We start from the raw sequence: 14845 nt of genomic DNA, 5'->3' as shown, positions 1-14845 counted from the left end.
CGTGGGAAACCGGGGCAGAATGCGAAAAATCGAACATATCGGCATTGCCGTAAACGACCTGGAGGCCTCCAATGCCCTTTTCGGAAAACTCTTCGGGCAACCCCCCTACAAGATGGAGGAAGTGGCCTCTGAAGGCGTAAAAACGTCCTTCTTCCAGGCGGGCCCGAACAAGATTGAGCTGCTGGAAGCCACCACCCCCGGGAGCCCGATCGCCAAATACCTGGAGCGCAAAGGGGAGGGCATCCACCACATCGCCTTCGACGTGGCCGACATCCACGCAGAAATCGCCCGCCTGAAAGCCGAGGGGTTCACCGTCCTGAACGAAACCCCGAAGAAAGGGGCCGACAACAAGCTGGTCGCCTTCGTGCACCCCAAAACCACCAACGGGGTGCTGATCGAACTCTGCCAGGACGCCCCACCGGAGTAAGCACACCCCTGTTGCGACCCCGGGAAAATAGTGGTAATATTGCCCTGTAGTAGAGCGGAGCTCACTACAGGGCAAGCCCCAAAGTAGCGCAAAGCTCGCTTAGGGGTAAGGTCCGAAAAACATAAGTTCATAAGGTCTTGACAACCTAAAGGTCCTATAGCTCAGTCGGTTAGAGCATCTGACTCATAATCAGAGGGTCCCTGGTTCGAGCCCAGGTGGGACCACATCAAGCAGAAAACCCACGCCGGAAGGCGTGGGTTTTTTCATTCCAGGAAGAAACCCAAGCTTGCTTGAGGTTTCGGACGGGAATGAAAAAAAACGCTTCGCGGTAGCGAAGCGTGGTTTTCTATTTGCAGTAGCGGGACGAACTGGTCCATTCACGCAGTGAATGAACCCAGGCAGGAAAGAAGGATAAAACTTCATTGAAGTGGAATTCCTGCAAACCCAGGTGGATTCTAGGTGCAAGGTTTTCTATCCCTCCCTACGGTTCGGGACGTGTTTGCAGTAGCGGGACGAACTGGTCGCTTTCGACGTAGGAGAAAGCAACCCAGGTGGATTCTAAGTGCAAGATTTTCTATCCCTCCCTTCGGTTCGGGACCTGTTTGCAGGAGCGGGGCTTCTCTGGTCGGTACGCCGCAGGGCGTACCAACCCAGGTGGATTCTAGGTGCGAGGTTTTCTATCCAAGAAATAGGGGGACCTATACATGTTCACTTTCGTTTTTTATGCGCTGGAAAGTCAACACAAACAAAACTACGCCCCTGAATCTGCCAATTTCCTGGTATCCACATATTGCTGGAAGGCAGTAATTTTGCCTTCGTCATTTAGCGTCCACAGATGTGCGGTCTGGGCATTATAGGCTTTGCCGGTAGCGTTGACTTTAGCATCATATCGCAGCGTAGCCAGGACCTTGTTGTTGCTCATCCCGTGAAGTTTAATGTCCTGTAAACCAAAGTATTCGTGGTTAGCACCAAGACGCGCAAAAACACCTTCTAAAATTGCATCCGGACCTATGTAGGGGTTACCATCTGCAAGCGAATTGCTTTCGGCTTCGTTCCATTCGATTTTGGGATGCATTAATCCCAGAACAGTTGGTATATCGCCCGTGGAAAAAGCGTTGTACAAAGCGTCAATGATTTGAATGGTTTGTTCGGTTTTCATGGTTTCGGTTGTTATTTAATACCTATTGTGGTCGGTTTTCGGCTCTCCCGGGTATTATTTCTTAATTGAGTTTCTCATAATGAAGCGCAACGGCCTGGTATATGAACCGTTTTAAGGGTTTATCCGTTGCTGGCTTTAGTTTTTTGCGAATTCTATTAACGGTTTAATATTTCCATTATCAGCTTCCCTTAGCGATTTAATATACTCTTTTCTTGTTTCGTCTGCTTTGGCCATATTTGATTGATGCCAGGAAAATATTTCTTTCCCGAATATTGATTCTATGATAATGTCAGCCATCAGTCTTGAGTGCCTTCCGTTGCCATTTGGAAAACAATGAATAGATACTAGTCTATGTTTGAATCTTATAGCAATTTCCTCTGGCGAATACGTATTATTTTCAATCCAATATTTGGTGTCGGCCAGCAAGTTTCTCAATTCCATGCCAATTCGTGTCCAGGGTATTCCAATGTTTTTTTCTGACCTTCTGAATTCACCTGCCCATTTCCATACTTCACCATACATTCGTTTGTGGAGGTCTTTTACAAACTTTTCAGTCAATATTTTCTCAGCTTTTAAATTGGTTCGAATAGTCCATTCCACAGCTTTTTCAATGTTTAACTGTTCGAATTCATCCAGTTCTCCCTGAGTTGTAATCGACTTAATTTTCAGACCTTCCTTTTCATTTTCATCTAAAGGGGTTTGTCCTTCTTCATATTTTAATTCTAATCCCATAAAGATTTTCGTACTTCTCTTTTAATTTCATTTGCGAGGTCGTTAATAGTGTCATTTAACTTTTCATCCCCAATTCCCTGGTCCTCCAGCTTCATATTTTGATTGGTCCTTAACACTATTTTCCGGGCTAATTTTTCCGATTCCAGGCGAATTAAATTTTCAATAGATCCATCATTTGGAACAAATCCATATACAAATTTCATATTTAAGGCCTGGCCCACATCTTTTAATTTATTAATTGTTATTTGGCCTTTAGCTTCTCTTTCTTCAATCTTTTGTATTGCTCCTTTAGACATTCCAAGTTTGGTGCCCAATTGGTCCCGAGTCATATTTAATGTGGTCCTAATGGTGTTTATCCATCCCTTCGTTGGTACCAAAACCAATGCTGATTCTTGAAATTTCATCAATTTCTGGTCTAATTGTTCAATTAGAAGTTGTCTTTTGTTTCTCATTTCTGTTAGTAATGAATACGTATATGTATTAATATTAAATCAAAAGTATACAAATAAGTATAAACAAACAACATAAAGAATACATATAAGTATGTTTAAAAAATAAAAGTATACCTAAAAGTATACTTTTTAGTGCTGTTCTGGTTCGAATAAAATAAACGCCAACGGCCCTGGCTATGGCCCGGCGCCTCAACTGCGCAGACCTTCCAGCAATCCTTTACGGATGTAACGATATTCTATCGTGTAGACCGCCATTAATCCCAGGCCAAACAAAACGGGTAGAATCCCTCCAAAACCATAGGTCATGCTTAAAATAAAACCTAAATAATACTCAGGTCTATCTATGGGAAGAAAAAGGGCTACTACAAATGTCATTAACAAAAGATATCCAGGCAATTCAGGGGCATTATAAAATAGAACCGTAATAATAATCCCGAAGATAAACGCACCGATAAAACCATAAATCTCCTGTTTGGAAACCATTTTTTGATGGTTAGCGGACCTCTTATGCCTCTTTTGAATAAGGGTGAGCAATGCCCAGGAGACTAAGGGAACGATCAGAATCCCCCACCAATTAGATATTTTAGGCATGTCTTCTTTGGCTAACAGGTGATGCGAGATAACACCGCCGCGAAAATGTTCCAAAATGAGAATGCCCAATACAAAAACAGCTACGATTGTTGTGATTAAAATTTTTGTTCTGGTATTTAAAATGACTTTCATTTTTAATTGGCCACAACGGTCTCGGCTATGCTTAGTGCCGGATTTCGAGGTACTTTACTTTCCGCTTAGCAGTTAGTTTATTTAATGTAATTACTTTCATTTCAGCACTTCCGACAGCATTACGTATAGCCATTGTTGGCATTTCGTTAGTCTTCATCCAATGTTTTTATCAGTCCGAAACATAATTGGTCAATATTGCCCGTTTTTTCGTTAAATGCAGAAACATTGGATAGTATTACTATTCCATTTTTGTTTTCTAAATCTAAGGCCATTGACGAAGTATAGCCTCCAGTTCCACCATTATGCCAAATCAATTCGCCACCATTTTTTCTTTTTAAAATATGCCATCCAAGTCCTATACTCATATTGTCGTTTACTTTAAATGTAGGCTTTTGGGTCAATGCTAATTCCTTATTCGCAATATCAAATTGAGCTAAAGCAAACTTGGATAAATCTTCTACAGTAGAAAAAATTGCTCCACCACCAGCTAAAACATCAAAATCCCAATTCGAAGTGGGTTTCCCATTTGGGTTTAATCCTTTCACAAGTTCAGTTTTTACATTTTCTCTTTTACTCGTAGAGTTTACCATTTTATATTTTGTAAATATTTTCTCTTGTAATAGTAATTCATAAGTTGATTTTGCAATAGTTGCTAATTCAAATCCCAAAACTCCAGCGCCAAGGTTAGAGTACTCATACCTAATTCCAGGTTCTTGATTTAGTTTGACTTCTTTTGTTAGATAATCTATAAGCTTTTCTTTGTCGTAATCTTTATAAGGATTGTCTTGGTCAACAAACAAAAGATTTAGGTTTGAAGGCAATCTTGGAAGTCCAGAAGTATGATTTGCAAGTTCCTTGAAAGTGATTACATTATCGGAATTAACTTTGAAATCAAGGTAATCTTGGATATTGTCATCTAATTTTAGTTCTTGGTCGTTTACAAAATTTGACAATAAGGTTGCTGTAAATACTTTAGTTATAGAACCTATTTCAAAAACATCCTTATAATTTTCAATTAATTTAATTGTGTCATTTATTCTTTCAATTCCAATAAAGTCAACTTTTCCATTTTTAATTAAAGCAAGTGATAATTGAGTGTTGTTTGGAAATAATTTGGTGTTTTCAAATAGAAGTTCAGACTGTTCTTTAGTTATTCGATTATTTGGGTTTTTAATCCCGTTTTCAGCAACGGTTGTTTGTCCATTTGAACAACTTGAAAGGATAAGTCCAATTAATGCAGTTAAATATTTTTTCATTTTTTTCTTCATAATGAATGCCAACTTGTTAAAGGTATTCCAAGGTAACGTTTATCCGGAACATGAAAGCCGGTTAACATTAACGTTATTGCGAGTGTCCCCGAATAATCGCCCCGGGGGATAATCATTTAGGATAGCTCGATTTCTTGCAGCCAATGAATCCTAATTCATTCACTAAAGGTGTTAATCCGCCCTGGCGAACGATAAGTCATTCAAACATTTGTTACTTTGAATAGAATGCGCTAATTTTGAATCATATTTCATACATTATCTAAAACAAGCACGCTTAATGAATGATAAACCATTCACAGAATGGACCTCTATGAGCGATAAGGCAATAGCCCAAAGAATCGGCGCCTTTGTCCGGCACCACCGCATGGAGCAGCAAAAGACCCAGGAGGAGCTCGCCGGGGCAGCCGGCATCAGCCGTTCTACCCTCAGCCTGCTGGAACGGGGCGAAACGGTTACCATAGCCACCCTCTTGCAGGTTTTACGGGTGTTGGACCAGTTACAGGTGCTGCATGCCTTTGAAGTGCAGGAAAAACTCAGTCCGCTGGCCCTTGCCAGGTTGCAACGGGAAAAGCGGCAGCGGGTGCGCCCTGCCTCGAAGAAACCCGGGGAAAACAACCATGAAACAGACTGGTAAGGCGTGCAGGTAGCGGAAGTACATATATGGGGCCGTTTGGCAGGGGCCGTAGCCTGGGATGATACCACCGGGCTGGCGACTTTTGAGTATGATCCGGGCTTTAAGGCAAGCGGCTGGGACCTGGCGCCCCTTAAAATGCCCCTTTCCAATAACCGCAACCAGTTTTCCTTTCCGGAGCTGCGCACGAACAGGGATCCCGCCCTGGACACCTTCAGGGGCCTGCCTGGACTGCTGGCCGATTCCCTGCCCGACAAATACGGCAACCAGCTGATCAACCTTTGGCTGGCCGGGCAAGGGCGGCCACAAGACAGCATGAACCCGGTGGAAATGCTCTGTTTTATAGGCAAACGCGGCATGGGCGCGCTTGAATTTGAGCCCGCTACCCTGAAGGAGCACAAACGGACGTTTTCCATTGAGGTCGATAGCCTGGTGGATATCGCCCGAAGAATGCTGGACCGGCGCGAAGCCTTCACCGCCAACCTCCAAAAGGACGAGGAACAGGCCGTACAGGAAATCCTGAAAATCGGGACCTCAGCGGGGGGCGCCCGTCCGAAAGCGGTCATTGCCTGGAATGAAAAAACCGGGGAAGTACGCTCGGGGCAGACCAAAGCGCCCAGGGGCTTTGAACACTGGCTGATCAAGCTCGATGGCGTGAGCGATGTGCAATTGGGGAGCAGCCATGGCTACGGCAGGGTAGAAATGGCCTATTACCACATGGCCAAGGCCTGTGGCATTGAGATGATGCCCTCGCGCCTGCTGGAAGAGCATGGCCGGGCCCACTTTATGACCCGGCGCTTCGACCGGGAAGACGGGGATGTAAAGCACCACGTGCAGACCTTTTGCGCCTTAAAGCACTTCGATTACAACCTGGTCAGCAGTTTCAGTTACGAGCAGCTCTTCCAATGCATGCGGGAGCTTAAACTCACCTATGCCGATGCCGAGCAAATGTTCCGCAGGATGGTCTTCAACGTCATCGCCCGCAATTGCGACGACCATACCAAGAACTTTGCCTTTCTTCTGAAACAGGGTGGCCGCTGGGAGCTTGCCCCCGCCTATGACCTGTGCCATGCCTACCGCCCGGGGAGCCAGTGGGTAAGCCAGCACGCCCTGAGCATCAACGGAAAGCGAAACCACATCACCAAAGCCGATCTGCTGGTGATTGGGGCCTCCATCCGCTGCAAGAAGGCCCCGGAAATTGTAGAGGAGATCAACCACACCGTAAATCAATGGAAACAGTTTGCCGATGCCGTGCAGGTGCACCCGGCGCTGCGGGATAGCATTGGTAAGACCCTTTTAAATTTGAAGGAGTGATTGAACCCAGGTACCAGGCAAGGCTAAACCATTACTGGATGGGGGGATTGAAAACTGCCCATAGCTGTAGTAATCCCTATGAGTGTTATTTGGATTAATCATCAATTTTTTTCGCCGACATGTGACACCGTGGCCACCCAACGCCCCTGTATTTTTTTTGCCGCGCCTTCCATAAACGCGCCCTCAACAGGGTAATAAACCGAGTAATTCAGGACTTCTTTTTCACAATCCATATGGGTGATGGTGATTTTATGGGTGGTGCTTTCAGGGTTCGGGTCATATTCGGTAACCACCACCTTTTGTCCATTTGAAAAAAGGGTAAGATCAGGGGTAACAAAGGTATTTTCGGATAATAAAACAGGCAACCTGCCGTCCACTTCCGGATGCAGGTACAGCTGAAAATCTTCAGTCCCAAGGATGGCCTTTAACACCAATTCCCGGTCCACTTTTGACCAACAGGAACGGGTATCAGGCCTGCTTTCTTCGCTGAGCGGAGGAACAGAAGACTCAGGGGTACGCTGGCACCCAAAGACCAGGAGTGCTGCGGGTAAGATGTAGGTAAGGCGTTTCACGGGTTGCGCTGTTTCGTTTTACCGGAAATTTGCGCTACAAACTACAAACGACCATCAGGGCTTCATTGTTGGAGCGCAAGGATATATAGGAGGAATTGTCTTTTAAAATAGGCACCAAATCTTATGCCAGAGTGGTAGGTGAAATCAGGAGTGACCTCTCATAAATCTATGGGCAGGCCTTGGAGGGTCGGGCTTGGGAATCAGAGGAGATCAGAAATTTAAAATGACTTTCCCTTTTTCAGGAAGACCTCCCGCTTAGGGATTAAATATGAAAAGCTATGAAATAGCGCGGATTAGGAATTTATGACAAACGCCAATTACTATCAAAACCCATGTTTTCGGCAATTTCGTATTGGGGTAAATAGAAACGCTCCATCTTCCTGAGAAACTCATATTTAGACAGCTGATTTAAACCATCTTTCGAGCACTTAAAAAAGGAATAATAACTCTCAAGGGCCTTGTTTTCCTCCTTTTTCAATAAGAAATTACAAAAACTGTACTGTAGACCAGCAAACGGTTTTAAATAACTCCTATCTGGGATTAAGTTGTTTTTTGAGCTATTTATCTGTTTTTCTACAGGGTGTAAATTCCAAATCAGGTCATGCGTGAAGAAGCTCCAGGGCATGTAATGATCCAGGCTAAAATTATCCAAAGCCCCCAAAGGCTTTTTGCCAAAAACATCAACTTCGTTTGGATTAGTTGAGACAAAACTCCTCCAATATTTGGTGGCTGAGGTGAGATTTCTTGTTTCTGGTTTTTCAAGCTTCTTTGAAAGGCTTGAAACATTGGGATTCCTTTTTTCAAGATACCTCACTAAGCTGAATAAAGTATGTGCCTTTGCCAGGGTACGATACCTTTTAAGCCATTTAACCCATGATTCATTAATAATTATTTTTTTTGAGCCCGCATCAATTTGATAAGGCGCCGTTTCATCTTGGACCTCCAGTATTTTTGAATTTACCCGGCTATCCTTTACCCCTCTTGTTTCCTGGCTAAACCACGGTCTAATAAACCTGTAAGGAACATATCTGGTAAGTTCTGCAGTAATTTTTGAAAGCAAATCAGAGTCTTTGTTTTCAGTAAGGAATTCATACAAATCATGCTCGTTTAAATCGTCTTCAAGGAGGTAGTGCTGTTTTATTTCTTTTATATACGTTGCGCATTGATCGGCTGTTCCGAATGAAAGTTTGAAATAATTCACAGGGTACCACAGCTTGCTGATGGTTTTAAATACTATTTCATCAAAACTGATTTCTTTTTGTTCCTGCTGTGAGAAGATTTCCAAAATAGACAGCCACCAGTAGTATTTATAGCTATTGGTGGTATTCTGGAAGACACGATTTAAATGTTCAGAATTCAAGGGATAAAATCATTTGGCGGGAATATAGATCGAATTCTCTGTACTAATTTTTGGGGCACCTATATTCAACGGACAGGTAAAATTTAAAATTAATAAATTCGAAAGTTAAGCTGTCCTGTTTTAACGAGGCCTATATAAAGGGAAAAGCTACAGATCCATAGGGTCCGATTTAAATAATCAACTAGATTTCATTTCTAAACAATGTTGAACTTCTACTATAAAGATTCCATTACTTCCTTTTTATCGAAAAGCACGGAAGAAATTATAGGAGAGATTACGCTCGCTAATCAATTTGATTCCACCTTAAATCAGAATAAATCTTGGGAAACTCAAATCCCCTTGTTACAAGAGGCATTAAAGGATTATGAAGGAACAATCTTCTTTGAATTTTCTATTCCTCGAATGGGTAAAAGAGTTGATGCGCTTACAATTATAGAAGGAGTGGTCTTTGTGATTGAATTCAAGGTTGGAGAGACCAAATACCACCGGATTAATATAGATCAGGTTTGGGACTATGCATTGGATTTGAAAAATTTCCATGAGCCAAGTCACCGAGCATTATTGGCTCCCATCCTGGTGGCAACAGAGGCCAAAGCGTCATTTATAGAAATCGCGACCACCACACATGATGATAATTTATTACGCCCTATAAAAGTCAATAAATCTTACTTGCGGCTTGCGATTCGAAGTGCGCTAGATTTCTATGGAAACACACAATACTTAGACCCCGTTGCTTTTTCCAAAGGCCGCTATTATCCAACTCCTACGATCGTTGAAGCGGCACTTTCGCTCTATCATAATCATACAGTTGATGAAATAACCAGGAGTGATGCTGAAGCCAAAAACTTAACAAAAACTACGTCCGTAATATCACAACTAATAAAGGAGGCAAGGACAGAGAAAAGAAAGACAATTTGCTTTGTTACCGGGGTTCCGGGGGCAGGAAAGACCCTAGTTGGTCTCAAGGTGGCCACCTCTCATCTCGACGAAGAAAATGGAAACGCAAGTGTTTACTTGTCGGGAAACGGGCCATTAGTGGCAATACTTCAGGAAGCTCTAGCCCGAGATAAGGTTATTAATGAGCGGGCAAAAGGAATAAAGCTTTCAAAAGGAAAGGCCAAGACCAGCGTAAAAGCCTTTATTCAAAACATTCACCATTATCGTGACGCATACCTGGTTGATCCAAAGCCGCCCTATGATCATGTGGCAATTTTCGATGAAGCACAAAGGGCCTGGCACAAGGAGCAAACCGTAAAGTTCATGAAGCAAAAAAAAGGGCAGCACGACTTTGACTATTCTGAACCTGAATTTCTAATTTCTTGTTTGGATCGTCATCAAGATTGGGCGGTAATTGTTTGCTTGGTGGGTGGCGGACAAGAAATAAACACAGGGGAGGCGGGGATTTCTGAGTGGCTTAGTGCTATCAAAAACCGCTTTTATAATTGGGAAGTCTATATATCACCAAATCTTACAGAGTCTGAATATGCCGCTTCAGAGGCCATTTCTGAACTGCAAAAGGTGACAGAAGTAACATTAGATGCTGATTTGCACCTAGCGGTTTCTATGCGCTCTTTTAGGGCAGAGAATCTTTCTAATTTCATCAAGAATCTATTGGATCTGAATAGGGAGGAGGCCATTAGAACTCATTTAAAATTCAAGGAGAATTATCCTATTGTTCTTACAAGAGATTTACGAGCCGCAAAGGCATGGTTAAGGGAAAAAGCGAGAGGGAGTGAAAGATACGGGCTCGTTGTTTCTTCTCAAGCACAACGCTTAAAACCCTTCGCGATAGATGTTAAGTCACCCATGAATCCAGTTCATTGGTTTCTTAATGATAAAGATGATGTTAGGTCCTCTTATTACCTAGAAGATGTGGCTACAGAATTTCATGTACAAGGCCTCGAATTAGATTGGGCCTGTTTAACATGGGACGGGGACTTGAGATATTCAAAGGAAGGATGGAAAACATTCTCATTCGTCGGCAGTAAATGGCAACACATACACAAAGAAGAACGTAAAAAATATTTGATAAATGCGTACAGGGTCCTTTTGACAAGAGCAAGACAAGGAATGGTAATCGTTGTTCCAGAGGGTAATTCAAATGACCATACTCGAAAACCTGAAATTTATGATCCGACGTTTAATTACCTTAAAGAACTGGGGATTCCCGTGATCTAGTTTGGAGGCATTTTTACTACTACTGGCCGAGCTCATTACTTCAAATAACTATTAGTATAAATAATAGGATTTAAAGTCATAGAAAAGAATTATGCAAGTTGAATACTAAAAGCTCGTCTCACAATAGGTTGCCTTATGTAATTACGAAAAAAAATTATTACCCCCATCTAGAAATTTCCATCCAGAATTATACCTGTTCAAATACACTAAAAGTCACTTGTCGCCGTATTAAACAAGAGGTATGTCATAATTTCTTGGTATCGATTGGTATTAACCTACTTGCGCTCGTACTTAAGAATCATTGGCAGTCTTCCGAAAATCCAATCCATGCCGATAGTTTACGGTCAAATAGAGTCCTTAAAAAGATTGCGCCAGGAATTCGAGAATAGGGGTATATCAAGGTTCAATTCAATCCGTGAAATCAAGCAATTCCTCAAGTATTTCGATCGCCATAAAGAAGATTTGCTTTTTAAGGTAGAACAAGATTACAATCTTGAATATGAAAGGCTATTGGAACAAAAAATGGCCATTGAAAAGGACTACCAACTTCAAAAGGCCGAAGTAGAAACACGCTTAATTCAAAGGATAAACAAACTAACAACGCTTTGTGAAGCATCAGCATCGGTAGAAACTAGCAATCCAGTAGTTGAGGTGCTTTACTGGTATAAGTATATTGTCTTAAAAACTATTCTGTTTGTTTACAAAAGGTCATATAAAAGAGTTGTTAGGTCCCGCACCCAAAATAAACTCTACAATCTAAAATCTCTTGAAAGTTCTGTAAATAGCTTTTCATTAAATCGCGAAAGTATTATTTCAAATCGATTTAAGACCAAACTTCATGAGCTAGAACACATACGGAAAGTAATTTCAGAGCTAAATCCATTAATTGCTGGAGCTATTGGAGAGAATTTAGTGGCAAAGGAGCTAAACAAGATATCGACAACTGCGGTCCTTTTTCATGATTATTCAATTCTATTCGATAAGCCCATCTATTACAAAAAGGAGAATCAAACAATACGGAGTATTCAAATAGATCATTTATTGGTAACCAAAGCGGGGGTCTTTATCATTGAAACTAAGAACTGGAGTAAGAAATCAGTAATGAATCTCGATCTTAGATCTCCTGTAAGCCAAATGCAAAGGTCCGGTTATGCCTTATATCTACTATTAAATGGAAAAGGCTCTAAAATAGGGGGCTATTTAAATCAACATCATTGGGGAGCTAAGGAATTGCCGACACGAAATGTGTTAGTGATGATAAACAACAAGCCCAATGAAAAGTTTCGTCATATAGCGATCAAGAATTTAGACGAGCTGAATGACTATATCAATTTTTTTGAACCCATTTTTGACGACGCTGAGGTGCTTGGCATCGCGAATTATTTGAAAAGGCTAAAAAATTGACAGTCGTTCAAAGACGCTAAGAGTTTTATTGAAATGATAAGTAATCTCTCAAAAAACCAGACGATTGATCATCCTACAAAAACCCCAATTTTAAAACACAATACCTTCTCAGAGCCCTCACTCCAACCCAACCACCCCCCCATCCCCAAGGGTAACCGGGCTTTCGCCAAAACGCTCTTTCATGGCCTTGCGCAGGGCAAGCAAATAAACCGCCTGGGCATGCACCCCGGTGAGGCCCGTGCGGACCTGCGCATTATAGGAGTCTATCAATTCCTGGTTGCTAAGGGCTAAAAAACGGTTATAATACCCCGAAAACAATTCCTGGTCGCCCTTTCGGGAAGTAAACACATGCTTCATTGTGCATTGATTTTAGGTTAATGCACCAGACATGAATGATAATTGGACTGTGATTCATTTTTTTTGACGAATGTCCGCATTCTAAACCACCGTGGCTTTTGTGCCCGGTTGGTACGCTATTTAGCGTTCCTGATACGCTATAAATTTACAACTTTAGACGAGGAAATAAACATTAAAGGCCACACAATCCGTACACCAAAAAGTTGATAACTTGTCAAAGTGCCGGATAGAAGTAAGTTACCCTTCCTGTTTCGAGCCCAGGCGTTTCTCCCCTAAATGAAATATGCATTTCACTCCCCCCCATCTACCTTCACCCACCTACTGTCCGAATCATCCCCACCCCTTAACACAAGATAGGCGTCGGTGAATTCCACGATGCGCAGGGTATCGGAATGCTTGTAAATGGGAACCCCTTTGCCCGTTTCACTCAGGAAAACGTCCAGGCGATAGCTCCTGAAACCGGGTATTTTGATCGTATGGGGTACAAATCCAATAAAACTAACGGTTATGTCGTAGTCGGTTTCGATGCGCTTGAGCCGGAACCGGCCAAACCCATCACCGTCCACGACCTTCCCGATAGCGCTGTGTTCCCGGGAATACACGTTGGCATGTGCAATAGGAGAACCTTCAAGGTCCTTAACCCGAACCTCAAGGGTAATGGAATCAGTAAGATCGGTCCAAAAAGTTGCCTTATGGTAGGGCAGGGGTATCGCGGAATCCACACTATACTCGAGGAAGAGCGTGTCGTGCGAGATACGATACGTTCCCCTTCCAAAAAAATCATCGCCAAGGTCCCCGCCGGCGTGATATTCAAATCCGCCTTGCCCGTGAAACGTATAGTAGGAATACGCATCTATAGGCACGCCTTGTTCTGCGTAGGTTCCCTGCAACGCCTTTTGGGCCGAACAGGTAATGGACATTAAAATCAATGTCATGGCGGCCATCGCCTTTCGCTCCTTTGGAACCCGCATTACCGGCGTGTTCATGGTTTAATGGTTTTTCGGTCGTTCAATCCAGCGGCATGGGGTACTAACCAACCCCTCACTTCCCTGAACCTCTTCCAGATGCAGGCTACACCTTACTGGAAGGGCTTAAATATAGGGGGCTTTACCCCCCTCACCAAACACCCCCCTTAAAAACGCAAAAGGAGTAACCCCCCGGGAGGCGACAAATGACCTGCCTGATTTTTCAGGCCAACGCCACAAACCCGCCCGGCAATCCCTAAATTTGTGCAAAAGGACAGTTCCCACCCAAAGGGGCTATAGCGCAAAAGATATGAGGGCAACCGTATTGCTGATCCTGGTTCTTCTATTCGGGTGTCAGAAGGATACCGTGGAAGATCAGGACAACGCAACACCTTCGCAGGAGGTCGAATTTGGCGCCAACAGCTATGTGGAATACCAGGCCGGATCACTGCCCCTGGTTATTTCGGTTTCCCATGGGGGAACGCTCGATCCGGCGTCAATCCCTGACCGGACCTGCAACGACGCGGTAAACACCATGGACGCCTTCACCCTAGAAACCGCCCTGGAAATCAAAAACCAGCTCTTCAATAGCACCGGGTGCTACCCCCACCTGGTTATCTCGCACCTGAAGCGAAGCAAACTGGACCCCAACCGGAACATAGGGGACGGGGCCTGCGGAAATGCCCAGGCAGAAAGGGCCTGGAACGAATTCCACAATTTTATCAAGCGCGCCCGAAATTCGGCCAACCGGCAGTACGCCAACAAAACCTTTTTTGTGGATTTACACGGGCATGGAAACCCGATACAACGCATCGAGTTGGGGTACCTGCTTTTTGATGACGAACTGGACCTGCCCGACAATACCCTCAACACCACTGAGTACATCAATTTCAGTTCAATCGCGAATCTGGCCAGAAACAACCGCAACAATGCCACCCACGCGCAGCTTTTAAGGGGCGAACAATCGTTTGGGACCCTCCTGGGCGACCGGGGTTTCCCCTCGGTACCCAGCCGGAACATCCCCTCCCCGGGAACGACCACCAACTATTTCAGTGGCGGGTATATTACGGCAAACCACACCAGTTATGCTCCCGGTATCGCCATTAACGGCTTACAAATGGAATTAAATTTTGCCGGGGTAAGGGACACCGAATCGAACAGGGCAGCCTTTGCCCGGGCTTTTTCAGATGCCATTATCGCGTATATGAACACCCACTTCGAGATGGGCTGGGATGCCTGCGATCCGGGGGAATGAAGTGCGGGGGGGTGCCTGTTTCAATTGATCCTCCCGGGGCTATAGGGA

General features: G+C 43.7%; 15 protein-coding genes, 1 tRNA gene and 1 riboswitch. Of the genes, 7 read left to right on the top strand and 9 right to left on the bottom strand.

Features of this window, described 5'->3' with window-relative positions; translation table 11 throughout:
* The first annotated feature begins 19 nt into the window (after positions 1-19).
* Both mce and NG653_RS04830 read left to right on the top strand, forming a co-directional pair.
* Positions 20-427, top strand: coding sequence for a methylmalonyl-CoA epimerase (gene mce, locus NG653_RS04835; protein ID WP_252740549.1), 408 nt, complete (start codon positions 20-22; stop codon positions 425-427).
* A 150-nt stretch (positions 428-577) separates the two neighbouring features.
* Positions 578-651: transfer RNA gene (locus NG653_RS04830), tRNA-Ile, on the top strand.
* 527 nt (positions 652-1178) lie between these two features.
* Here the strand turns inward: NG653_RS04830 and NG653_RS04825 are convergent.
* From NG653_RS04825 to NG653_RS04805, 5 genes are all read right to left on the bottom strand, one after another.
* On the bottom strand, positions 1179-1586 hold the full coding sequence (locus NG653_RS04825; protein ID WP_252740548.1) for a nuclear transport factor 2 family protein: 408 nt from the start codon (positions 1584-1586) through the stop codon (positions 1179-1181).
* Positions 1587-1721: 135 nt separating this feature from the next.
* Positions 1722-2318, bottom strand: a complete 597-nt coding sequence (locus tag NG653_RS04820) for a mobile mystery protein B (RefSeq protein WP_252740547.1) — start codon at positions 2316-2318, stop codon at positions 1722-1724.
* Positions 2309-2770: a mobile mystery protein A gene (locus NG653_RS04815; protein ID WP_252740546.1), complete on the bottom strand. Its 462-nt coding sequence runs from the start codon at positions 2768-2770 to the stop codon at positions 2309-2311. The genes NG653_RS04820 and NG653_RS04815 overlap by 10 nt, the downstream gene beginning before the upstream one ends.
* A gap of 189 nt (positions 2771-2959) precedes the next feature.
* A complete protein-coding gene (locus NG653_RS04810; protein ID WP_252740545.1) occupies positions 2960-3493 on the bottom strand; it encodes a hypothetical protein in 534 nt (177 codons plus the stop codon).
* A gap of 146 nt (positions 3494-3639) precedes the next feature.
* A complete protein-coding gene (locus NG653_RS04805; protein ID WP_252740544.1) occupies positions 3640-4749 on the bottom strand; it encodes a serine hydrolase domain-containing protein in 1110 nt (369 codons plus the stop codon).
* A gap of 289 nt (positions 4750-5038) precedes the next feature.
* Between NG653_RS04805 and NG653_RS04800 the strand changes: the two genes are divergently transcribed.
* Both NG653_RS04800 and NG653_RS04795 read left to right on the top strand, forming a co-directional pair.
* Complete coding sequence (locus NG653_RS04800) at positions 5039-5395, top strand: helix-turn-helix domain-containing protein (protein ID WP_252740543.1); 357 nt, start codon at positions 5039-5041, stop codon at positions 5393-5395.
* A gap of 3 nt (positions 5396-5398) precedes the next feature.
* A complete protein-coding gene (locus tag NG653_RS04795) occupies positions 5399-6706 on the top strand; it encodes a type II toxin-antitoxin system HipA family toxin (protein WP_370281069.1) in 1308 nt (435 codons plus the stop codon).
* Positions 6707-6807: 101 nt separating this feature from the next.
* On the opposite strand, the gene NG653_RS04790 is transcribed toward NG653_RS04795, so the two are convergent.
* Positions 6808-7278, bottom strand: a complete 471-nt coding sequence (locus NG653_RS04790) for a hypothetical protein (RefSeq protein ID WP_252740541.1) — start codon at positions 7276-7278, stop codon at positions 6808-6810.
* A gap of 301 nt (positions 7279-7579) precedes the next feature.
* Positions 7580-8638 (bottom strand): HNH endonuclease domain-containing protein, encoded by a 1059-nt coding sequence (locus NG653_RS04785; RefSeq protein ID WP_252740540.1) that lies wholly within the window; start codon positions 8636-8638, stop codon positions 7580-7582.
* Between the two features lie 201 nt (positions 8639-8839).
* On the opposite strand from NG653_RS04785, the gene NG653_RS04780 reads away from it, so the two are divergent.
* Both NG653_RS04780 and NG653_RS04775 read left to right on the top strand, forming a co-directional pair.
* Complete coding sequence (locus NG653_RS04780; protein WP_252740539.1) at positions 8840-10816, top strand: DUF2075 domain-containing protein; 1977 nt, start codon at positions 8840-8842, stop codon at positions 10814-10816.
* Positions 10817-11143: 327 nt separating this feature from the next.
* Positions 11144-12220 (top strand): nuclease-related domain-containing protein, encoded by a 1077-nt coding sequence (locus tag NG653_RS04775; RefSeq protein WP_252740538.1) that lies wholly within the window; start codon positions 11144-11146, stop codon positions 12218-12220.
* Between the two features lie 117 nt (positions 12221-12337).
* Here the strand turns inward: NG653_RS04775 and NG653_RS04770 are convergent, their stop codons facing one another.
* The gene (locus NG653_RS04770; protein WP_252740537.1) at positions 12338-12577 is read right to left on the bottom strand and encodes a hypothetical protein; all 240 of its coding nucleotides are present in this window, start codon (positions 12575-12577) and stop codon (positions 12338-12340) included.
* 48 nt (positions 12578-12625) lie between these two features.
* A riboswitch (SAM-I-IV-variant riboswitch) is annotated at positions 12626-12718 on the bottom strand.
* A 149-nt stretch (positions 12719-12867) separates the two neighbouring features.
* Positions 12868-13563 (bottom strand): peptidase associated/transthyretin-like domain-containing protein, encoded by a 696-nt coding sequence (locus NG653_RS04765; protein ID WP_252740536.1) that lies wholly within the window; start codon positions 13561-13563, stop codon positions 12868-12870.
* A gap of 289 nt (positions 13564-13852) precedes the next feature.
* On the opposite strand from NG653_RS04765, the gene NG653_RS04760 reads away from it, so the two are divergent.
* Positions 13853-14797, top strand: coding sequence for a hypothetical protein (locus tag NG653_RS04760; RefSeq protein WP_252740535.1), 945 nt, complete (start codon positions 13853-13855; stop codon positions 14795-14797).
* Positions 14798-14845: the final 48 nt, after the last annotated feature.

The organism is Robiginitalea marina, from assembly GCF_024006985.1.
Classification (GTDB): Bacteria; Bacteroidota; Bacteroidia; order Flavobacteriales; family Flavobacteriaceae; genus Robiginitalea; species Robiginitalea marina.
Note: the sequence above shows the minus strand (reverse complement) of the source record. Positions and strands in the feature narration are given on the sequence as shown.